At 53.2% G+C, this 16,969-nt stretch carries 16 protein-coding genes; 3 read left to right on the top strand and 13 right to left on the bottom strand.

The window, feature by feature from the left end:
• The first annotated feature begins 61 nt into the window (after nt 1–61).
• A complete protein-coding gene (gene ulaR / locus HVZ39_RS22320) occupies nt 62–817 on the top strand; it encodes an HTH-type transcriptional regulator UlaR (protein WP_016151423.1) in 756 nt (251 codons plus the stop codon).
• Here ulaR and yjfP read toward each other — a convergent pair.
• Nucleotides 814–1,563 (bottom strand): esterase, encoded by a 750-nt coding sequence (gene yjfP / locus HVZ39_RS22325; protein WP_181632993.1) that lies wholly within the window; start codon nt 1,561–1,563, stop codon nt 814–816. The genes ulaR and yjfP overlap by 4 nt on opposite strands.
• A 181-nt stretch (nt 1,564–1,744) precedes the next feature.
• Here yjfP and bsmA point away from each other — a divergent pair, with 181 nt between their 5' ends.
• Both bsmA and yjfN read left to right on the top strand, forming a co-directional pair.
• Nucleotides 1,745–2,074 (top strand): biofilm peroxide resistance protein BsmA, encoded by a 330-nt coding sequence (gene bsmA / locus HVZ39_RS22330; protein WP_181546760.1) that lies wholly within the window; start codon nt 1,745–1,747, stop codon nt 2,072–2,074.
• Nucleotides 2,075–2,221: 147 nt separating this feature from the next.
• A complete protein-coding gene (gene yjfN, locus HVZ39_RS22335; RefSeq protein ID WP_016151420.1) occupies nt 2,222–2,497 on the top strand; it encodes a DUF1471 family protease activator YjfN in 276 nt (91 codons plus the stop codon).
• 85 nt (nt 2,498–2,582) lie between these two features.
• Here the strand turns inward: yjfN and HVZ39_RS22340 are convergent, their stop codons facing one another.
• The 12 genes from HVZ39_RS22340 to mutL all read right to left on the bottom strand — a co-directional run bounded on the left by HVZ39_RS22340 (nt 2,583) and on the right by mutL (nt 16,964).
• Nucleotides 2,583–4,205, bottom strand: coding sequence for an isovaleryl-CoA dehydrogenase (locus HVZ39_RS22340; RefSeq protein ID WP_181632994.1), 1,623 nt, complete (start codon nt 4,203–4,205; stop codon nt 2,583–2,585).
• A 129-nt stretch (nt 4,206–4,334) separates the two neighbouring features.
• On the bottom strand, nt 4,335–5,066 hold the full coding sequence (gene rlmB / locus HVZ39_RS22345) for a 23S rRNA (guanosine(2251)-2'-O)-methyltransferase RlmB (RefSeq protein ID WP_003830482.1): 732 nt from the start codon (nt 5,064–5,066) through the stop codon (nt 4,335–4,337).
• 70 nt (nt 5,067–5,136) lie between these two features.
• Nucleotides 5,137–7,599: a ribonuclease R gene (gene rnr / locus HVZ39_RS22350; RefSeq protein WP_181632995.1), complete on the bottom strand. Its 2,463-nt coding sequence runs from the start codon at nt 7,597–7,599 to the stop codon at nt 5,137–5,139.
• A gap of 38 nt (nt 7,600–7,637) precedes the next feature.
• Nucleotides 7,638–8,063, bottom strand: a complete 426-nt coding sequence (gene nsrR, locus HVZ39_RS22355; RefSeq protein ID WP_003025609.1) for a nitric oxide-sensing transcriptional repressor NsrR — start codon at nt 8,061–8,063, stop codon at nt 7,638–7,640.
• Nucleotides 8,064–8,279: 216 nt separating this feature from the next.
• Complete coding sequence (gene purA, locus HVZ39_RS22360; RefSeq protein WP_181632996.1) at nt 8,280–9,578, bottom strand: adenylosuccinate synthase; 1,299 nt, start codon at nt 9,576–9,578, stop codon at nt 8,280–8,282.
• Nucleotides 9,579–9,680: 102 nt separating this feature from the next.
• A complete protein-coding gene (locus tag HVZ39_RS22365; protein WP_019078201.1) occupies nt 9,681–9,878 on the bottom strand; it encodes a DUF2065 family protein in 198 nt (65 codons plus the stop codon).
• Between the two features lie 82 nt (nt 9,879–9,960).
• Nucleotides 9,961–10,965, bottom strand: coding sequence for a protease modulator HflC (hflC, locus tag HVZ39_RS22370; protein WP_016155510.1), 1,005 nt, complete (start codon nt 10,963–10,965; stop codon nt 9,961–9,963).
• Nucleotides 10,966–10,967: 2 nt separating this feature from the next.
• Nucleotides 10,968–12,221, bottom strand: coding sequence for an FtsH protease activity modulator HflK (gene hflK / locus HVZ39_RS22375; RefSeq protein WP_016151416.1), 1,254 nt, complete (start codon nt 12,219–12,221; stop codon nt 10,968–10,970).
• A 189-nt stretch (nt 12,222–12,410) separates the two neighbouring features.
• Nucleotides 12,411–13,691, bottom strand: coding sequence for a ribosome rescue GTPase HflX (gene hflX / locus HVZ39_RS22380; protein WP_016151415.1), 1,281 nt, complete (start codon nt 13,689–13,691; stop codon nt 12,411–12,413).
• Nucleotides 13,692–13,765: 74 nt separating this feature from the next.
• Entirely contained in the window at nt 13,766–14,074 is a 309-nt protein-coding gene (gene hfq, locus HVZ39_RS22385) for an RNA chaperone Hfq (RefSeq protein ID WP_003025584.1), read from the bottom strand.
• Between the two features lie 84 nt (nt 14,075–14,158).
• A complete protein-coding gene (miaA, locus tag HVZ39_RS22390) occupies nt 14,159–15,109 on the bottom strand; it encodes a tRNA (adenosine(37)-N6)-dimethylallyltransferase MiaA (protein ID WP_016151413.1) in 951 nt (316 codons plus the stop codon).
• Nucleotides 15,102–16,964, bottom strand: a complete 1,863-nt coding sequence (gene mutL, locus HVZ39_RS22395; RefSeq protein WP_181632997.1) for a DNA mismatch repair endonuclease MutL — start codon at nt 16,962–16,964, stop codon at nt 15,102–15,104. The genes miaA and mutL overlap by 8 nt, the downstream gene beginning before the upstream one ends.
• Nucleotides 16,965–16,969 lie beyond the last annotated feature (5 nt).

Genomic DNA, 16,969 nt, shown 5'->3' on the forward strand with positions numbered 1-16,969 from the left:
TTAGTATTTCCAGGCTATTTCAAATATCATCTTTTCAAATCAATTTGTATCGGAATAGCTCATGACTGAAGCACAAAGACATCAAATATTGCTGGATATGCTGGCGCAGTTGGGCTTTGTTACCGTTGAGAACGTGATTGAGCGTCTGGGGATTTCACCAGCCACAGCACGCCGGGACATCAATAAACTCGACGAAAGCGGCAAACTCAAGAAAGTCCGCAATGGCGCAGAAGCCATCACCCAGCAACGTCCGCGCTGGACACCTATGAATCTGCATCAGGCGCAGAACCACGATGAAAAAGTTCGCATTGCCAAGGCCGCATCCCAGCTTGTAAATGCGGGTGAAAGCGTGGTGATCAACTGCGGATCAACCGCCTTCCTGCTTGGTCGTGAAATGTGCGGCAAGCCAGTGCAGATCATCACCAATTATCTGCCGCTGGCGAACTATCTGATCGACCAGGAGCATGACAGCGTGATCATCATGGGAGGGCAATACAACAAAAGCCAGTCCATCACGCTTAGTCCGCAAGGCAGCGAAAATAGCCTGTATGCCGGACACTGGATGTTTACCAGCGGTAAAGGGTTGACCGCGGACGGACTGTATAAAACCGATATGCTAACCGCGATGGCTGAGCAGAAGATGCTTAACGTAGTGGGTAAACTGGTGGTGCTGGTCGATAGCAGTAAGGTCGGTGAACGCGCGGGGATGCTGTTCAGTCGCGCCGATCAAATCGATATGCTCATTACCGGCAAAAATGCTAACCCTGAGATTCTGCAACAACTTGAAGCTCAGGGCGTAAGCATTGTGCGCGTTTAAAGGTGCTGGCGAAAAAACGTTACCGTCGCTGCCAGCGCCTCTGGCGTGATGCGGTGGCGCACGCCCGCTTCCCACAGGCAGGTTAAATTGTTATCCAGCCCTGCCTGAATCAGGGCCTGCTGTAAGCGGAAGGTTTCAACCGCGGGCACCACATCGTCCTCCTGTCCATGCCACAACAGCAACGGTCTGTCGGCCAGGCGTTGTAGTTGATGCGTAACATCCCATTCGGCGAGCGGTGCGATAACGGCATCGAACTCTGCCTGCTGCTCTGGCGTCTGGACTCGTAAAGGGGGAAAAAGCGTCTGTGCAAGACGGGTAAAATAGCCCGAACCCATCAGGCTGGCTACACATTTAACCTCGGGATGGCGGGCCATAATGCCCAACGCCGTCATGCCTCCCATCGACGCCCCCGCAACAGCAAGTCTTTCATCTGATAGCCAATTTTCCGCCACCAGCGCCGCACGTAACGTCGTATACTCCTGCATGTTTTGCTGCAATATATGCCAGAAGCGGAACATTCGCTCCTGAGCATCACCGTTGAAGCGGGCACCATGGTCGGGCGCATCTGGCATGACAACCCGGAATCCGGCCTGAGCCAGAGCAACGGCAAAATAGCTATAGACCAGACTTGAAGATGTAAACCCGTGATAGAAAATAATGCAAGGGAGTGAACACTCGCGTTTACCAGCCGGAACGGCGTGCAGGACAGGGATACCAGCCAACTGTCGTGTTTCAATTTCGATCATTTGTCGCCTCTTTTTTTCTGGTATGCCATGCAGCAATACTTAACGCAAGCGAATGTGTTCGGCAATGATTCATAATGTTGAGAACTGGGTTACGCTTTCGCAACATTTTCATTCGAAAATCGCGTGAGAGATAACACTTCGGGAACATTCCCCTAAAGGGAAATTGATAAGGCACTACACTATGGCTATCAGGAAACGAGATAGAGTTATGCGTCGGTTTGCCTCTTTATTGCTGGTGATGCTTTTAAGCGCCTGTAGCGTGCTACAGGGAACGCCGCAACCCGCACCGCCCGTTGCCGACCACCCGCAGGAGATCCGCCGTGACCAGAGTAATGGGTTACAGCGAATAGGAACGGTCAGCGCGCTGGTAAGAGGCTCTCCGGATGATGCGCTGGCAGAGATCCGTGACAAAGCCGTCGCGGCTAGAGCTGATTACTACGTGGTTTTATTAGTGGATGAAACCATCGTGACAGGCCAATGGTATTCACAGGCTATTTTGTATCGTAAATAACATTGGGTTGGAATTTAGTCAGCTTTACATTGCTTTGCGCCGCTATGCGTTTACCTGTGCACAATAAACCAACAGCAGGAAGCTTGAGGTTTATTATCGCGATGGAATGCCCTGCCGTGTGTAGGGGTACGAATAATGGAGCTGACGATGAAACAATCACTTGCCTTATCCTCACTGCTGCTTTCTGCCGGACTGGTAGGTACTACGGCGCAGTCTGCCGAGTTCGCCAGTGCTGACTGCGTTACAGGCCTGAACGAAATTGGCCTGATATCTGTCAGTAACATTGCAGGGAATCCGCAGGATGTAGAACGAGTAGTTGCGTTAAAAGCGGATGAACAGGGTGCCTCATGGTATCGGATCATTCAGATGTACGAAGACCAGCAGCCCGACAACTGGCGCGTACAGGCCATACTCTATGCTTAACAGATTGCCGGATGGCGTAAACTTATCCGGCCTACATTGAATGTAGGCATGATAAGGCGCGCCAGCGTCGCCATCAGGCATATTATTACCGTAATCCCCCCGTTGCCCGCAGAAGCAAGTCGTTCAGCACCTGTTCGGACAATCGTAGTCCACCAAGCGTATCGAGCATCATTTGACACCAGGCCTGCGCCACTGGCGGAGAGGCATAGCGCAACATCTGCGCCCCGCAGCCGAGCAGGAAAAGCTGCTGTGTAATCTCCCGTCCCAACTCCTCGCTGGGTTTACGTAAACGCTGCTGTAGTTGACGTACCCTTCGATCGTAATGTCGGTCTTGCCCTTTTACCTCAGCAAAGGCTTCGCTGAGCATATCGTATATGCCGGGTTGTTTTGTCAGCACCCGCAATACATCGAGGCACATAATGTTGCCAGAGCCCTCCCAGATACTGTTTACCGGCATCTCACGATACAGGCGCGGCAATTCACTCTCCTCGCAGTAGCCAATCCCGCCGAGCACTTCCATCGCCTCTGCAACAAACGGCATACCGGCCTTGCAAACAGAGAATTTCGCTGCTGGTGTGAACAACCTGGCCCACAGAGATTCTTTGGCATCAGCGCGACGGTCCCAGGCCCGCGCCAGTCGGAACAGTAACGCCGTCTGACCTTCCAGTTGGAGCGCCATCCGACCTAATACCTGGCGCATCATCGGTTGTTCGATCAATGGTTTGCCAAAAACCTGTCGCTGGTGCGCATGGTAAATCGCGACAGAAAAAGCACGTCGCATCATGCCATGACTGCCGAGCGCACAGTCAAAACGCGTCATCCCACCCATTTTCAGGATATGACGTATACCTTCCCCTTCTTCACCCAATAGCCAGCCAATCGCATCGTGGAATTCAACCTCGCAGCTGGCGTTGGAGCGATTGCCTAACTTATCTTTCAGCCGCTCCAGACGGATAGCATTACGCTGCCCGTCGGGTAAAAATCGCGGTACAAAAAAGCAGGATAAGCCACCCTTTACCTGGGCCAGTACCAAATGGGCATCGCTTTGTGGCACGGAGAAAAACCACTTATGTCCCACCAGTCGATACGAGCCGTCTGTAAGACGTTCTGCCTGAGTGGTATTGCTCAGCACATCTGACCCCCCCTGCTTCTCGGTCATTCCCATGCCGATCAATAACCCACGCTTTTGCCCTCCGGGCAGTAAATGCGAGTCATAACGGTCGCTTAGCAGCGGCGTAAACCAGTCGTGAAAGGGGGCAGGTAACATCTGAAGTAACAACGGCGTGGCGGCAAAAGTCATGGTAACCGGACACAACGTGCCCGCTTCCACCTGCGCATGCAGCATGAAACGGGCCGCCCGGGCAACAAATGTTCCCTGCCTCGCGTCTTCTTCCCAGGCCAGATTATGTACGCGATTGGCGCACAATCCCTGCATCAGTAAATGCCAGGCAGGATGAAAACGCACATCATCCAGCCGCTGACCCTGCGAGTCGTAGCGCAACAACTCGGGTGGAAAAGCATTGGCCAGACGGCCAAGCTCGAGCGACTCGGCAGTCCCTAGCTGCTGACCAATACTGGCGAGAAGATCGCTGTCCCAGCCAGCGCCTTCACGGATAACCGCTTCACACAGCGCGCCATCGGACAGATATAAGTTGCTGTTATTGAGCGGTACAGGTTGGTTAAAAACGGTATGCGTTTGCCAGTGCATTGTGTCTCCCTCCGTCAATGGCCGTCACCTTAAGTATGGTCAGGCAGAGGGGAGCACGCATGGGACAACGGTCACAAAAAAGCCATCCCGAAGGATGGCTTGAGATAAGAGAGAAATGAGGGAGATAGTTTAGCCGCGCTGGCGTACAGCCTCAAACAGGCAGATGCCCGTCGCAACTGAAACGTTCAGCGACGAAACGCTCCCAGCCATCGGGATGCTGATCAGTTCGTCACAGTGTTCGCGGGTCAAACGACGCATACCTTCACCCTCTGCGCCCATCACCAGCGCCAGACGTCCGGTCATTTTGCTCTGGTAGAGAGTATGGTCAGCTTCACCTGCGGTTCCGACGATCCAGATATTCTCTTCCTGCAGCATACGCATAGTGCGCGCCAGGTTGGTCACACGGATCAGCGGTACGCTTTCTGCCGCACCGCAGGCCACTTTTTTCGCCGTTGCATTCAACTGCGCAGAACGATCCTTCGGTACGATAACAGCATGGACGCCAGCAGCATCGGCGCTACGCAGGCATGCCCCCAGGTTATGCGGATCGGTAACACCATCGAGGATCAAAAAGAACGGCTGATCGAGCGTAGCAATCAGATCCGGCAGATCGTTTTCCTGATACTGACGACCCGGCTTCACGCGAGCAATAATTCCCTGATGTACCGCACCCTCGCTTTTCTCATCCAGGAACTGGCGGTTAGCCAGCTGAATGACAACACCCTGTGCTTCCAGTGCGTGGATCAGCGGCAGCAGGCGTTTATCTTCACGACCTTTGAGAATAAAGACGTCCTGGAAGCGCTCAGGCGCACGTTCCAGCAGAGCCTGCACCGCATGGATGCCGTAAATCATTTCACTCATGAATGTACTCGTTAATAGTTTATGCGTAACGCGGGCAACGCGAGGTTGCCCGACTTACTGTTTATGGCTGTTATTGCGCGACTTTCTTTTTCGTCGCGCGTTTAGCTTTGGTGGCGGCAGCGATTTTAAGCGTTTTTGCCGATGGCTTTTTCGCTTTTTTATCGCCTTTCTTCTCAGCCGTTTTTTTATCCGCCTGAGGTTTGGCTCTGCCTTTCTTCTCGCCGCGGAAAGCGCTATCCGGCTCGAAATTTACTTTTTTGCCCATCTGACGACGCTTACCGGTATTTTTACCCGCATCGCCTTTTTTCGCTTTTTCACGCGCGGTTTTACCTTCATTGCGCGGTGCACGTTCGCTGGAGATCAAACTGAAGTCGATTTTACGCTCGTCCATGTTGACCGCTTCCACGCGAACTTCCACGCGATCGCCCAGGCGATACATTTGACCGCTGGATTCCCCCGTCAGACGCTGCCCAACCTGGTCAAAACGATAGTAGTCGTTATCCAGGGAGGAGACATGCACCAGACCGTCGATAAACAGCTCATCAAGACGGACGAAGAAACCAAACCCGGTAACGCTGGCGATCACGCCTTTGAAGACATTACCTACCTGATCCAGCATGAAGTCGCACTTCAGCCAGTCAGAGACGTCGCGTGTGGCTTCGTCAGCACGGCGCTCGGCCATCGAACAGTGTTGACCCAGCTGCAGCATCTCTTCCATCGAATAATGGTAGCCACCCGTTTCCGTGGTGTTGCCTTTATGGCCCTGCTCCTGCGCCAGCAGATACTTAATCGCCCGGTGCAAGGAGAGATCCGGGTAACGACGGATCGGCGAGGTGAAGTGTGCATAAGATTGCAACGCAAGGCCAAAGTGACCGCGGTTTTCCGGATCGTAAATCGCCTGCTTCATTGAACGCAGCAGCATAGTTTGCAGCATTTCTGCGTCAGGACGGTCAGCAATCGACTCCAGCAGTTCAGCGTAATCACGCGGCTCGGGTTTATTACCGCCGGGCAGCTCCAGCCCCAGCTCCGCCAACACCGAACGGAACGAATTAATCGCTTCGGTCGTCGGCTTATCGTGAATACGGAACAGTGCCGGCTCTTTGGCTTTCTCAACGAATCGCGCCGCTGAGATGTTCGCCATGATCATGCACTCTTCAATCAGTTTGTGCGCGTCATTACGCTGCGTCTGCTCAATACGCTCAATACGGCGTTCAGCATTGAAGATAAACTTCGCTTCTTCACTTTCAAACGAGATACCGCCACGCTCTTCACGCGCTTTATCCAGCACTTTGTAGAGGTTATGCAGCTCTTCAATGTGTTTAACCAACGGCGCGTACTGCTCACGCAGTTCCTGATCGCCCTGCAGCATGTGCCAGACCTTGGTGTAGGTCAGACGCGCATGGGAGCTCATAACCGCTTCGTAGAATTTAAAGCCTGTTAAGCGGCCTTTCGACGAAATGGTCATTTCACAGACCATACACAGCCTGTCCACCTGCGGGTTGAGCGAACACAATCCGTTAGACAGCACTTCCGGTAGCATCGGAACAACCTGCGATGGGAAGTAGACGGATGTGCCACGGCTGCGCGCTTCCTGGTCCAGCGGAGTCGGCGGGCGAACGTAATAGCTTACGTCAGCAATCGCCACCCATAAACGCCAGCCGCCGCCGCGTTTCTTCTCGCAGTAAACCGCATCGTCGAAGTCACGCGCATCTTCGCCATCGATAGTGACCAGCGGCAGGGAGCGCAGATCGACACGTCCGGCTTTCGCTTCCTCCGGCACTTCTTCTTTCAGGCCAGCGACCTGTTTTTCGACCGCCTGAGGCCAGATATACGGGATTTCATGAGTACGCAGCGCCATATCAACGGCCATGCTGGTTCCCATGTTGTCGCCCAGGACTTCAACAATTTTACCCACCGCTTTAGTGCGACGCGTCGGACGCTGGGTCAGCTCAACCACGACCACAAAGCCCATACGAGCACCCATCACCTCTTCCGGCGGGATCAGGATATCAAAGCTCAGGCGGCTGTCGTCAGGGACGACAAACCCAACGCCAGCGTCGGTGAAGTAGCGACCGACAATCTGGCTGGTTTTCGGCACCAGTACGCGCACAATACGCGCTTCGCGACGACCTTTACGGTCCGCTCCCAGCGGCTGTGCCAACACCTGATCGCCATGAATACAGGTTTTCATCTGCTCGCTGGACAGGTACAGGTCATCTTTGCGGCCTTCAACGCGCAGAAAGCCGTAGCCATCACGGTGGCCAATAACGGTACCTTTCAGCAGGTCAAGACGCTCCGGCAGCGCATAGCACTGACGACGAGTGAAGACCAGTTGCCCGTCACGCTCCATGGCGCGCAGGCGGCGACGCAGCGCTTCTTGCTGCTCTTCACCTTCAATGTTGAGTTCAACGGCCAGCTCATCGCGGTTGGCCGGTTTTTCACGTTTAGTTAAATGTTCGAGGATAAATTCCCGGCTCGGGATAGGATTCGCGTATTTTTCTGCTTCGCGTTCCTGGAAAGGATCTTGTGACATCGAGGTTCCTCCATTGTCAGCTCTGATGAAGATTTTCGTCACTCCACCAGCAATAATTTATAAAGCGGTTGATTCTCTTCAACCAAATCAGCAAGTGTGTAGTTGTCCAGTTCCGTGAGAAAACTTTGCACTGCCTTAGAAAGCGCCTGTTTAAGTCGACAGGCTGGGGTAATGTGGCAAAACTCGCTGCTACAATTGACCAACGATAGTGGTTCCAGCTCGCGAACCACATCACCAATACCAATATCCTTAGCTGGTTTACCCAGGCGGATACCGCCATTTTTTCCTCGAATAGCAGTAACGAAGCCCGCACGGCTAAGTTGATTGATTATTTTGACCATATGATTACGGGACACGCCGTAGACTTCTGTCACCTCAGAAATACTGGTCATACGTCCTTCGGGAAGTGACGCCATGTAGATTAGCGCCCGTAATCCGTAATCGGTGAAACTTGTTAACTGCACATCAACCTCAGGAAAAGGGATAAAACGGATAAACCTGGTGGTATTAATTACATTGATGATAAACCAGCCACCAGCCAGGTCGCTAATTTATTTCAGTTCAGGAAGGAAAAAAGCGAGGAACTTACGTGATTTTAAGCCGGATTATGATGCAAAGCGCCTCATCCGGCCTAAGATAGTGCAAGCGCAGCGCCATTCGACGCCACGCTATAACCAGAATTATGCGTCGAACGGGTCGCGCAGGATCATGGTTTCAGTACGGTCTGGGCCAGTTGAGATAATATCAATCGGCACACCGGTCAGTTCTTCAATACGCTTGATGTAGTTCAGTGCTGCCTGCGGCAGACCGCTACGTTCCTTCACACCGAAGGTGGATTCAGACCAGCCCGGCATGGTTTCGTAGATCGGCTCGATACCTTTCCAGTCGTCTGCAGCCAGCGGGGTAGTCGTTACTTCACGGCCATCCGGCATACGATAAGCGACACAGATTTTCACCTCTTTCAAACCGTCCAGTACGTCCAGTTTGGTCAGGCAGAAGCCAGACAGGGAGTTAATCTGTACTGCACGGCGTACCGCAACGGAGTCCAGCCAACCGGTGCGACGACGACGACCGGTGGTCGCGCCATACTCGTTACCTTGTTTGCACAGGAACTCGCCAACGTCATCAAACAGCTCAGTCGGGAACGGACCCGCGCCTACACGTGTAGAGTAAGCTTTGATGATACCCAGAACGTAATCCACATAACGTGGACCCAGGCCGGAGCCGGTCGCCACGCCACCTGCGGTGGTGTTGGAAGACGTTACGTACGGATAGGTACCGTGGTCGATATCCAGCAGGGTACCCTGTGCGCCTTCGAACATGACGAAATCGCCACGCTTACGCGCCTGGTCCAGCAGATCGGAAACATCAACAATCATAGAGGTCAGGATGTCGGCAATCGCCATCACATCATCCAGCACTTTCTGGTAGTCAACTGCTTCAACTTTATAGAAATTCACCAGCTGGAAGTTGTGATATTCCATCACTTCTTTCAGTTTTTCAGCGAAGGTTGCTTTATCAAACAGATCGCCAACGCGCAGACCGCGACGAGCTACTTTGTCTTCATAAGCCGGACCGATGCCACGACCGGTAGTACCGATCGCTTTCTCGCCACGCGCTTTCTCACGAGCATTATCCAACGCAACGTGATAATCAAGGATCAGCGGACAAGCTTCAGACAACAGCAGGCGCTCGCGAACCGGGATGCCACGATCTTCCAGTCCTTTCATTTCTTTCATCAGCGCGGACGGAGACAGTACAACACCGTTACCGATGATGCTGATGACATTCTCGCGAAGAATACCTGATGGAATAAGATGGAGGACGGTTTTTTCACCGTTGATTACGAGAGTATGGCCTGCGTTGTGACCACCCTGGTAGCGCACAACATATTTAGCCCGTTCAGTCAGAAGATCGACGATCTTCCCTTTACCTTCGTCACCCCATTGGGTGCCCAGTACGACGACGTTGTTACCCATTTTTCAAAATCACCGTTTGCTTAAAAATGGATTCTACCACCGCTTTTTCAGATATACAGCACTTTTTGCATGCGAAAATCCGCAAAATAGGCTACTTATTGATCAGCCAATCGTTTTCCTCAACATGTAGTAGACCACAACGCCCGCAACCACAAGACCTCCACCAAAACGACGCAAAGTATTTTCGGGAAGTTGCGCCATTGCGGAAATCATTTTCTTCCACGCACGGGGATAAAGCATAGGGCCCAGGCCTTCCAGCACCAAAACCAGCGCGAGCGCCAGCAAAATTGTTGAATTCATCCATCGTCCTTTTATAAAAAGAAAACCACCGCATCCCTGGGGATGCCGGTGGTTTTGCTGGTTTAAAACCGCTGGAACTTTATTAGCGTGTCGTAGTGCTCGGAGTCTTCATGTAGCGGAAGAAATCGCTATCCGGGCTCATGACCATCACGTCCTGGTTGCCTTCGAAGCTCTTCTCGTAAGCACGCAGGCTACGGATGAAGGCGTAGAAGTCAGGATCCTGGCTGAACGCATCGGCAAACAGTTTAGCGGCTTCTGCATCGCCTTCACCGCGCATGATGCGGCCTTGACGCTCAGATTCTGCCAGCGTTTTAGTCACTTCATAATCCGCCGTGGCACGCAGTTTTTCCGCTTCTTCCTGACCTTGTGAACGATGGCGACGCGCTACCGCTTCACGCTCAGCGCGCATACGGTTGTAGATAGCCTCAGACACTTCAGCAGGCAGGTTGATTTGCTTGATACGCACGTCAACCACTTCGATGCCCAATGCCGCCATACTATTCGGGTTGATGACCGGTACTTTACCGTTTGTTTCAGCCTGAACACGCTCAGCCGCTTCGGCAATCGCGCTATCTGCCGCCGGTGTCGCGACTTCATCTTCCGTGCCAGCAGAACCGGAGTTCAGCGCATCACGAACTTCCAGCGTCAGACGACCGCGGGAATCGGTAACGATGTCTTTCACGTCCAGACGACCAATTTCAGAACGCAGACGGTCAGAGAACTTACGTTTCAGCAGGACTTCTGCCTGAGAAACATCGCCACCGCCCGTTGCCAGGTAGTAACGGCTAAAGTCACTGATGCGCCACTTAATGTAGGAGTCAACGATCAGGTCTTTCTTCTCTTTGGTAACAAAGCGATCGGCCTGGTTGTCCATGGTCTGAATACGCGCATCCAGCATCTTCACAGATTCAATAAACGGAATCTTGAAGTGCAGGCCTGGTGCAACAACCAGCGGCTTGTTTTCATCGTCACGCAGAACTTTACCAAAGCGCAGAGTAATCCCGCGCTCGCCTTCTTTGACCACAAAGACAGACATGAACAGAACTACCAGAACGATGATGATAATCGCAATAACTGACTTACGCATCGTTATTCCCCCTGACGCTGGTAGTCGTTACGCTGCGCGTTCGCGCGGCGTTGGTCCATAATATCGCCCTGACTGGTGGACGAGGTATTGCTTGCTCCAGTGCCGGACGTCGTTGCTGGCGGCAGACGCAGCAGGTTTGAACTGCTGTCACTCTTTGCTGCTGGCGCACTACCGCCTTTCAGCATTTGATCCAGCGGCAGAACCATCAGATTGCTGCCCTTATCGTTAACCAGGACTTTGCGGGTATTGCTAAGCACTTTTTCCATGGTTTCGATATACAGACGCTCGCGAGTAATTTGCGGTGCGGCTTTATATTCCGGCAGAATTTTTGCGAAACGAGCCACTTCACCCTGTGCTTCCAGGATGGTTCGCGTTTTGTAAGCACGCGCTTCTTCCAGAATACGCTGCGCCTGACCGTTAGCACGTGGCTGAACTTCGTTAGTGTACGCTTCTGCTTCACGGATGTACTGCTGCTCGTTTTCACGTGCTGCAATGGCATCGTCAAACGCGGCTTTTACTTCTTCCGGCGGACGTGCTGCCTGGAAGTTGACGTCCAGCAGGGTGATACCCATGTTGTACGGACGGATCGTTTCTTCCAGTTCACGCTGGGTATCGCTACGAATAACGGTACGCCCTTCGGTCAGGATACGGTCCATGGTGTATTTACCGATAACCCCACGCAGGGCGCTGTCGGTTGCCTGACGCAGACTGTCATCCGCGCTGGTTACGCTAAACAGGTAACGCTGCGGATCGGTCACGCGGTACTGCACGTTCATTTCAACGCGTACGACGTTTTCGTCAGAGGTCAGCATCACGCCGGATGCGGCAAGTTCACGCACGGCTTCCACGTTGACCGGGGTCACTTCGTCGACAAAGGTCGGTTTCCAGTTCAGACCCGGTTCAACCAAATGGCTGAATTTACCGAAGCGTGTCACCACGCCGCGTTCCGCTTCTTTAATGGTGTAGAAACCGCTGGCCGCCCAGATAATGACGATAGCTGCCGCTGCGATAGTAAAGACTCGACCACCCAATTGCGGGCGCGGGCCTTGCGATGAGCTACCGCCGCCAGAACCAGCACCTTTACCGCCACCCAGACCACCGAGCTTTTTACTCAGTTTGCGGAAGATATCATCCAGATCGGGAGGTCCCTGATCGCGACCACCTTTGTTTCCATTTCCCTCAGGGTTGCCGCCAGGTTTGCTGCTTCCCCACGGGTCGCGGTCTTGTCCGTTATTACCGGGCTGATTCCACGCCATTTTTGTGCTCCATATTTGTTATGCGATGCTATACCTGCGTATTTTGCGCTGCCGATGCGTTGGCTACGCCCCTTAATCTCAGTCACATAGTTGACTATGCTCCTGAAGATTTCAGGACTTGCCACCTTCATGCTGCACAAAACCCACAAGGTATAGAGGCGAAAAAATCTTCAGGCCATATCCGTCAGGTCAGACAATATAGTCTTCCAGTGCCGGTTCTTGTTTACAGAGGCGACGCCAGTCTACGATCGGCATACGAACCTGCAGACCCACGCTGCCGTCCTCCTCCATCCACTCTCTTTCTATTGCCTGAAGTTGGTAAAACCGGCTTCTCAGACGCCCTTCCTGCGGCGGCAAACGCAACGTATGCTGCGCCACCTCACCGGAAAGTCGCTCAGTCAAAGCCTGAAAAAGCTGTGGTATACCTATTCCCGTTTGCGCTGAAACCCAAACGCGAATGGGTTTATTCTCTTCATCTCTGTCGATACGTGGTTCAAAATCATCAAGCATATCGATTTTATTCATCACCAGCAGAGTCGGGATCTCATGCGCATCGATCTCTTCGAGCACCGTGTCGACGGCCTCGATGTTTTCCTGCACACGAAAATCTGCAGCATCAATAACATGCAGCAGCAATGTCGCCTGACGCGTTTCCTGCAGGGTGGCTTTAAACGCCGCCACCAGGTCGTGCGGCAAATGACGGATAAACCCTACGGTATCCGCCAGCACGGTTTCACCGACGTCCGCTACGTCTATACGGCGCAGCGTTGGGTCCAGGGTCGCAAACAGCTGATCCGCTGCGTAAACCCGGGCTTCGGTGATCTGGTTGAACAGGGTGGATTTTCCGGCGTTGGTATATCCCACCAGTGATACGGTTGGGACATCCGCTTTCTTGCGCGACTGTCGCCCCTGCTCACGTTGCTTTTCAACTTTTTCCAGGCGCGACTGTATTTGCAAAATGCGATTACGCAGCAAACGACGGTCGGTTTCGAGCTGGGTTTCACCCGGACCGCGCAAACCAATCCCGCCCTTTTGCCTTTCAAGGTGGGTCCAGCCACGGACCAGACGAGTAGCCATATGGCGCAACTGCGCCAGCTCAACCTGCAACTTACCCTCATGGGTGCGCGCACGCTGGGCAAAAATATCTAAAATAAGACCTGTCCTGTCGATAACAAGACACTGGCACAACTGTTCCAGGTTACGTTCCTGGGCGGGGCTTAGAGCATGATCAAAAATCACCACCGCAGCGCCAGTCGCTTTTACGGCTTCCGCAATTTCGATTGCCTTACCTTCACCAACAAAATACTTCGGGTGCGGTGCTTTACGGCTCCCGGTAATCACCTGCATTGCTTCGACACCGGCGGAAGAAACCAGAGATTCAAACTCCTGGAGGTCTTCCATATCTTTGTCTTGCGAAAAATAGATGTGTACCAGTACCGCCTGCTCACCGGCATCATAACGGTCAAACAAGCGTCAACCCCTTAATATATATCAACGGGGAACGCAGGATCGCTGGCTCCCCGTGTGTAAAACAGCTAACAACCTTATTCGGTTTCTTCGCTGTCCTGTTGCGCAGATGAACCTTGCGCGTTGCTACCGTGATGGTAGTTGCTGCCAGTGCCGCCGGTGGCATTATTGCTGTGATGAGAAACCGGGCGAGACGGGACAACAGTAGAAATCGCGTGCTTATAAACCATCTGGCTGACCGTGTTTTTCAACAGGATCACGAACTGATCAAAAGACTCGATTTGACCTTGCAGCTTAATACCATTCACCAAATAAATAGAAACTGGAACACGTTCCCGACGCAGTGCGTTCAGGAACGGATCTTGTAAAGATTGCCCCTTAGCCATTCTCTCTTTTCCTTATATGCTTATTTGTACTTTGAACCTTTCGATTCTGAAAAATTGCGCACGATACGTTTCAATTGTACACATTCAGTTCGCGATAGCACCAACAACCTGTAATACTTCGTTTCGCGCCTGGTCAGGCTTTTCACTGTCAAGCCAGTGCACCCCTTCCCAACCACGCAACCAGGTTACCTGTCGCTTCGCCAACTGCCTCGTGGCGCAAACACCTCTATAAACCATTTCATCGTATGAAATTTCGCCTTCAATGTATGACCACATCTGGCGATACCCTACACAACGAATGGAAGGCAAATCCGTATGCAAATCTCCACGGGCAAATAGCGCCCGGACTTCTGCTTCAAAACCTGAAGCCAACATCTGATGAAAACGCTGCTCAATTCGCTGATGGAGCAGTTCACGGCTCGCCGGGGCGATAGCAAACTGATGCACCTGATACGGCAAAGCATCTCCTGACGTTTGCGTCAGCTCCGTTAAAGTTTTACCCGAAATGAAAAAAACTTCCAGTGCCCGGGAAAGTCTTTGCGGATCATTTGGATGAATACGCGCCGCAGCCACCGGATCTATTTCCTGAAGCTGTCGGTGTAACGCGTCCCACCCATGCTCTGCCGCCTGCTGCTCAATTCTGGCCCTGACTTCCGGGTCCGCCGACGGTAACGGCGACAGCCCTTCAAGCAAGGCTTTGAAATATAACATTGTGCCGCCCACCAGCAGCGGAATACGCCCCGCGGCGGTGATATCGGCCATCTCGGCTAACGCATCGCGGCGAAAATCCGCAGCAGAGTACGCCTGGGACGGATCGCGGATATCCAGCAACCGGTGCGGCGCGGCCTGTAATTCATCTGCATCAGGCTTGGCTGTACCGATATCCATCCCCTTGTAAATAAGGGCGGAATCAACGCTTATCAACTCTACAGGCAAAACTTTACGCAATTCAATTGCCAGTGCCGTTTTACCGGAGGCCGTCGGCCCCATCAAAAAAATCGCCTTTGGCAGGCTCGCCTTACGGGTATCACTCATGTTTCAGGGCATTCATTACCGAATGTAAATCAACAGGTTGTAACAAACCACCCGGCGGCGCCTTCACGAGTTGTGGGCAAAGCCGCTCAACATCCGCTAACAGCGTAATCGCCTGAGCCATGCTCCACTGCGGATGCTCGCTAATCAGATTACGTGCAATCCACTGTGCAATATTGCCCGGTTCGAATTCGGACTGCTGCGCCAGGTAGCCTATCAGTTCAGGAATCAAGATTTGTAAATTTTGTTGGCGTAAGGGTAAAGGCACCGCCCGGATGGTCACATGCTGTGCATCCAGTTGAAATTCAATACCCAACTCAGCCAGTTGGCTCTGCCCTTTTTGCAGCGCCGCTTTTTCATCAGCGGTCACTTTTAGACGTAAAGGGATCAGTAACGGCTGAGCGCAAACGACGCCCTGGTCCGGCGTTAACTGCGCCTGACGTAGCCAACGTTCCGCCACCGGCAATGCCAGCAACCGAATATGACCATCGCATTCGAGTAATGCGCAGTCCGTACCGACAATGGTTAGTACCCGCCCAAAGCCCTGACTGTTGCCGGTCAGAGGTGCTGATGGCGTTTCAGAAACCGGCGTTTTACGCGGCGGAACCGGCGTTTGTAGCAGTTGCTGATAAATCTCACCCTGCTGCTTTTGATATCCAGGCTGGGCATGAGGCCAACTGCCCCCCGTCTGACGGCCACCACTACTGCCAGCGCCAGCAGATGCTGAGTAACGCGGTGTCGCAGGTTCACGCGCCGGGGCCGGTTCGGCAAAATGGTTACGCCCGGCCGCGACGCGGTTTTCTGGAATGTGCCTTGGCGCGGGCTCGTGGTCATCAGCCAACGGCAGCGGCGTTTCAAGCTGCTGTTGCAGGACGCTCAACACGCCCTGGTAAATAAAATCATGCACCAGGCGGGACTGATGAAAACGGACCTCATGTTTGGCGGGATGTACGTTAACATCCACCTGATGCGGGTCGATTTCCAGATACAACACAAAAGCGGGCTGCTGATCGGCTCCCAGCTTATCTTCACAGGCCTGACGAATAGCATGGTTGATCAACCGGTCTCGCATCATCCGGCCATTCACATAGCAGTACTGGATTTCCGCCAGCGCCGCCGTCGTGTGGTTAGGATCGGCCACCCAGCCGCGCAGCGTTAAATCGCCATGCTGCCATTCAATCGCCAGCGCATGTTCCAGAAACGGCGTGCCGCAAATCGCGCCCAGTCGGCGCTCTTGCTGCCCATCCGCAGCCACTGCCCGGTACTGACGCATCACTTTGCCGTTGTGCGACAAATTAATCGTCACATCAAAACGTGCCAGCGCAATGCGGCGGATTATTTCGTCGATATGATTAAATTCAGTTTTCTCGGTGCGCATAAACTTGCGCCGCGCCGGGGTGTTGTAGAACAGATCTAACACCTCCAGCGTGGTTCCCACCGGATGCGCAGCGGGTTTAACCGTTACATCCATGTCGCGCCCTTCGGCATAGGCTTGCCAGGCTTCAGGTTGTTCTTGCGTACGCGACGTCAGGGTTAAACGAGAAACGGAGCTGATACTGGCCAGCGCTTCGCCGCGAAACCCGAGGCTCACGATGGCTTCGAGATCGTCAAGCGAGGAAATTTTACTGGTGGCATGACGCGCCAGCGCCAGCGCCAGCTCGTCTTTTTTAATCCCGCAGCCGTTGTCACGAATACGGATAAGCTTCGCGCCGCCGCGCTCAATATCAATATCAATGCGCGTCGCACCAGCATCAATACTGTTTTCCACCAGCTCCTTCACCACTGACGCAGGCCGTTCTACCACCTCGCCTGCGGCAATCTGGTTCGCCAGCTGTGGCGGTAGAACCTGAATCGGCATGGCTA

The sequence above is a fragment of the Citrobacter sp. RHB35-C21 genome, assembly GCF_013816515.1.
Taxonomy (GTDB): domain Bacteria; phylum Pseudomonadota; class Gammaproteobacteria; order Enterobacterales; family Enterobacteriaceae; genus Citrobacter; species Citrobacter braakii.

Excerpts from the sequence above, each read along its gene's own strand:
- ulaR (WP_016151423.1), top strand. The coding sequence starts at position 62 with ATGACTGAAGCACAAAGACATCAAATATTGCTGGATATGCTGGCGCAG.
- yjfP (WP_181632993.1), bottom strand. The coding sequence starts at position 1,563 with ATGATCGAAATTGAAACACGACAGTTGGCTGGTATCCCTGTCCTGCAC.
- bsmA (WP_181546760.1), top strand. The coding sequence starts at position 1,745 with ATGGCTATCAGGAAACGAGATAGAGTTATGCGTCGGTTTGCCTCTTTA.
- yjfN (WP_016151420.1), top strand. The coding sequence starts at position 2,222 with ATGAAACAATCACTTGCCTTATCCTCACTGCTGCTTTCTGCCGGACTG.
- HVZ39_RS22340 (WP_181632994.1), bottom strand. The coding sequence starts at position 4,205 with ATGCACTGGCAAACGCATACCGTTTTTAACCAACCTGTACCGCTCAAT.
- rlmB (WP_003830482.1), bottom strand. The coding sequence starts at position 5,066 with ATGAGTGAAATGATTTACGGCATCCATGCGGTGCAGGCTCTGCTGGAA.
- rnr (WP_181632995.1), bottom strand. The coding sequence starts at position 7,599 with ATGTCACAAGATCCTTTCCAGGAACGCGAAGCAGAAAAATACGCGAAT.
- purA (WP_181632996.1), bottom strand. The coding sequence starts at position 9,578 with ATGGGTAACAACGTCGTCGTACTGGGCACCCAATGGGGTGACGAAGGT.
- HVZ39_RS22365 (WP_019078201.1), bottom strand. The coding sequence starts at position 9,878 with ATGAATTCAACAATTTTGCTGGCGCTCGCGCTGGTTTTGGTGCTGGAA.
- hflC (WP_016155510.1), bottom strand. The coding sequence starts at position 10,965 with ATGCGTAAGTCAGTTATTGCGATTATCATCATCGTTCTGGTAGTTCTG.
- hflK (WP_016151416.1), bottom strand. The coding sequence starts at position 12,221 with ATGGCGTGGAATCAGCCCGGTAATAACGGACAAGACCGCGACCCGTGG.
- hfq (WP_003025584.1), bottom strand. The coding sequence starts at position 14,074 with ATGGCTAAGGGGCAATCTTTACAAGATCCGTTCCTGAACGCACTGCGT.
- miaA (WP_016151413.1), bottom strand. The coding sequence starts at position 15,109 with ATGAGTGATACCCGTAAGGCGAGCCTGCCAAAGGCGATTTTTTTGATG.
- mutL (WP_181632997.1), bottom strand. The coding sequence starts at position 16,964 with ATGCCGATTCAGGTTCTACCGCCACAGCTGGCGAACCAGATTGCCGCA.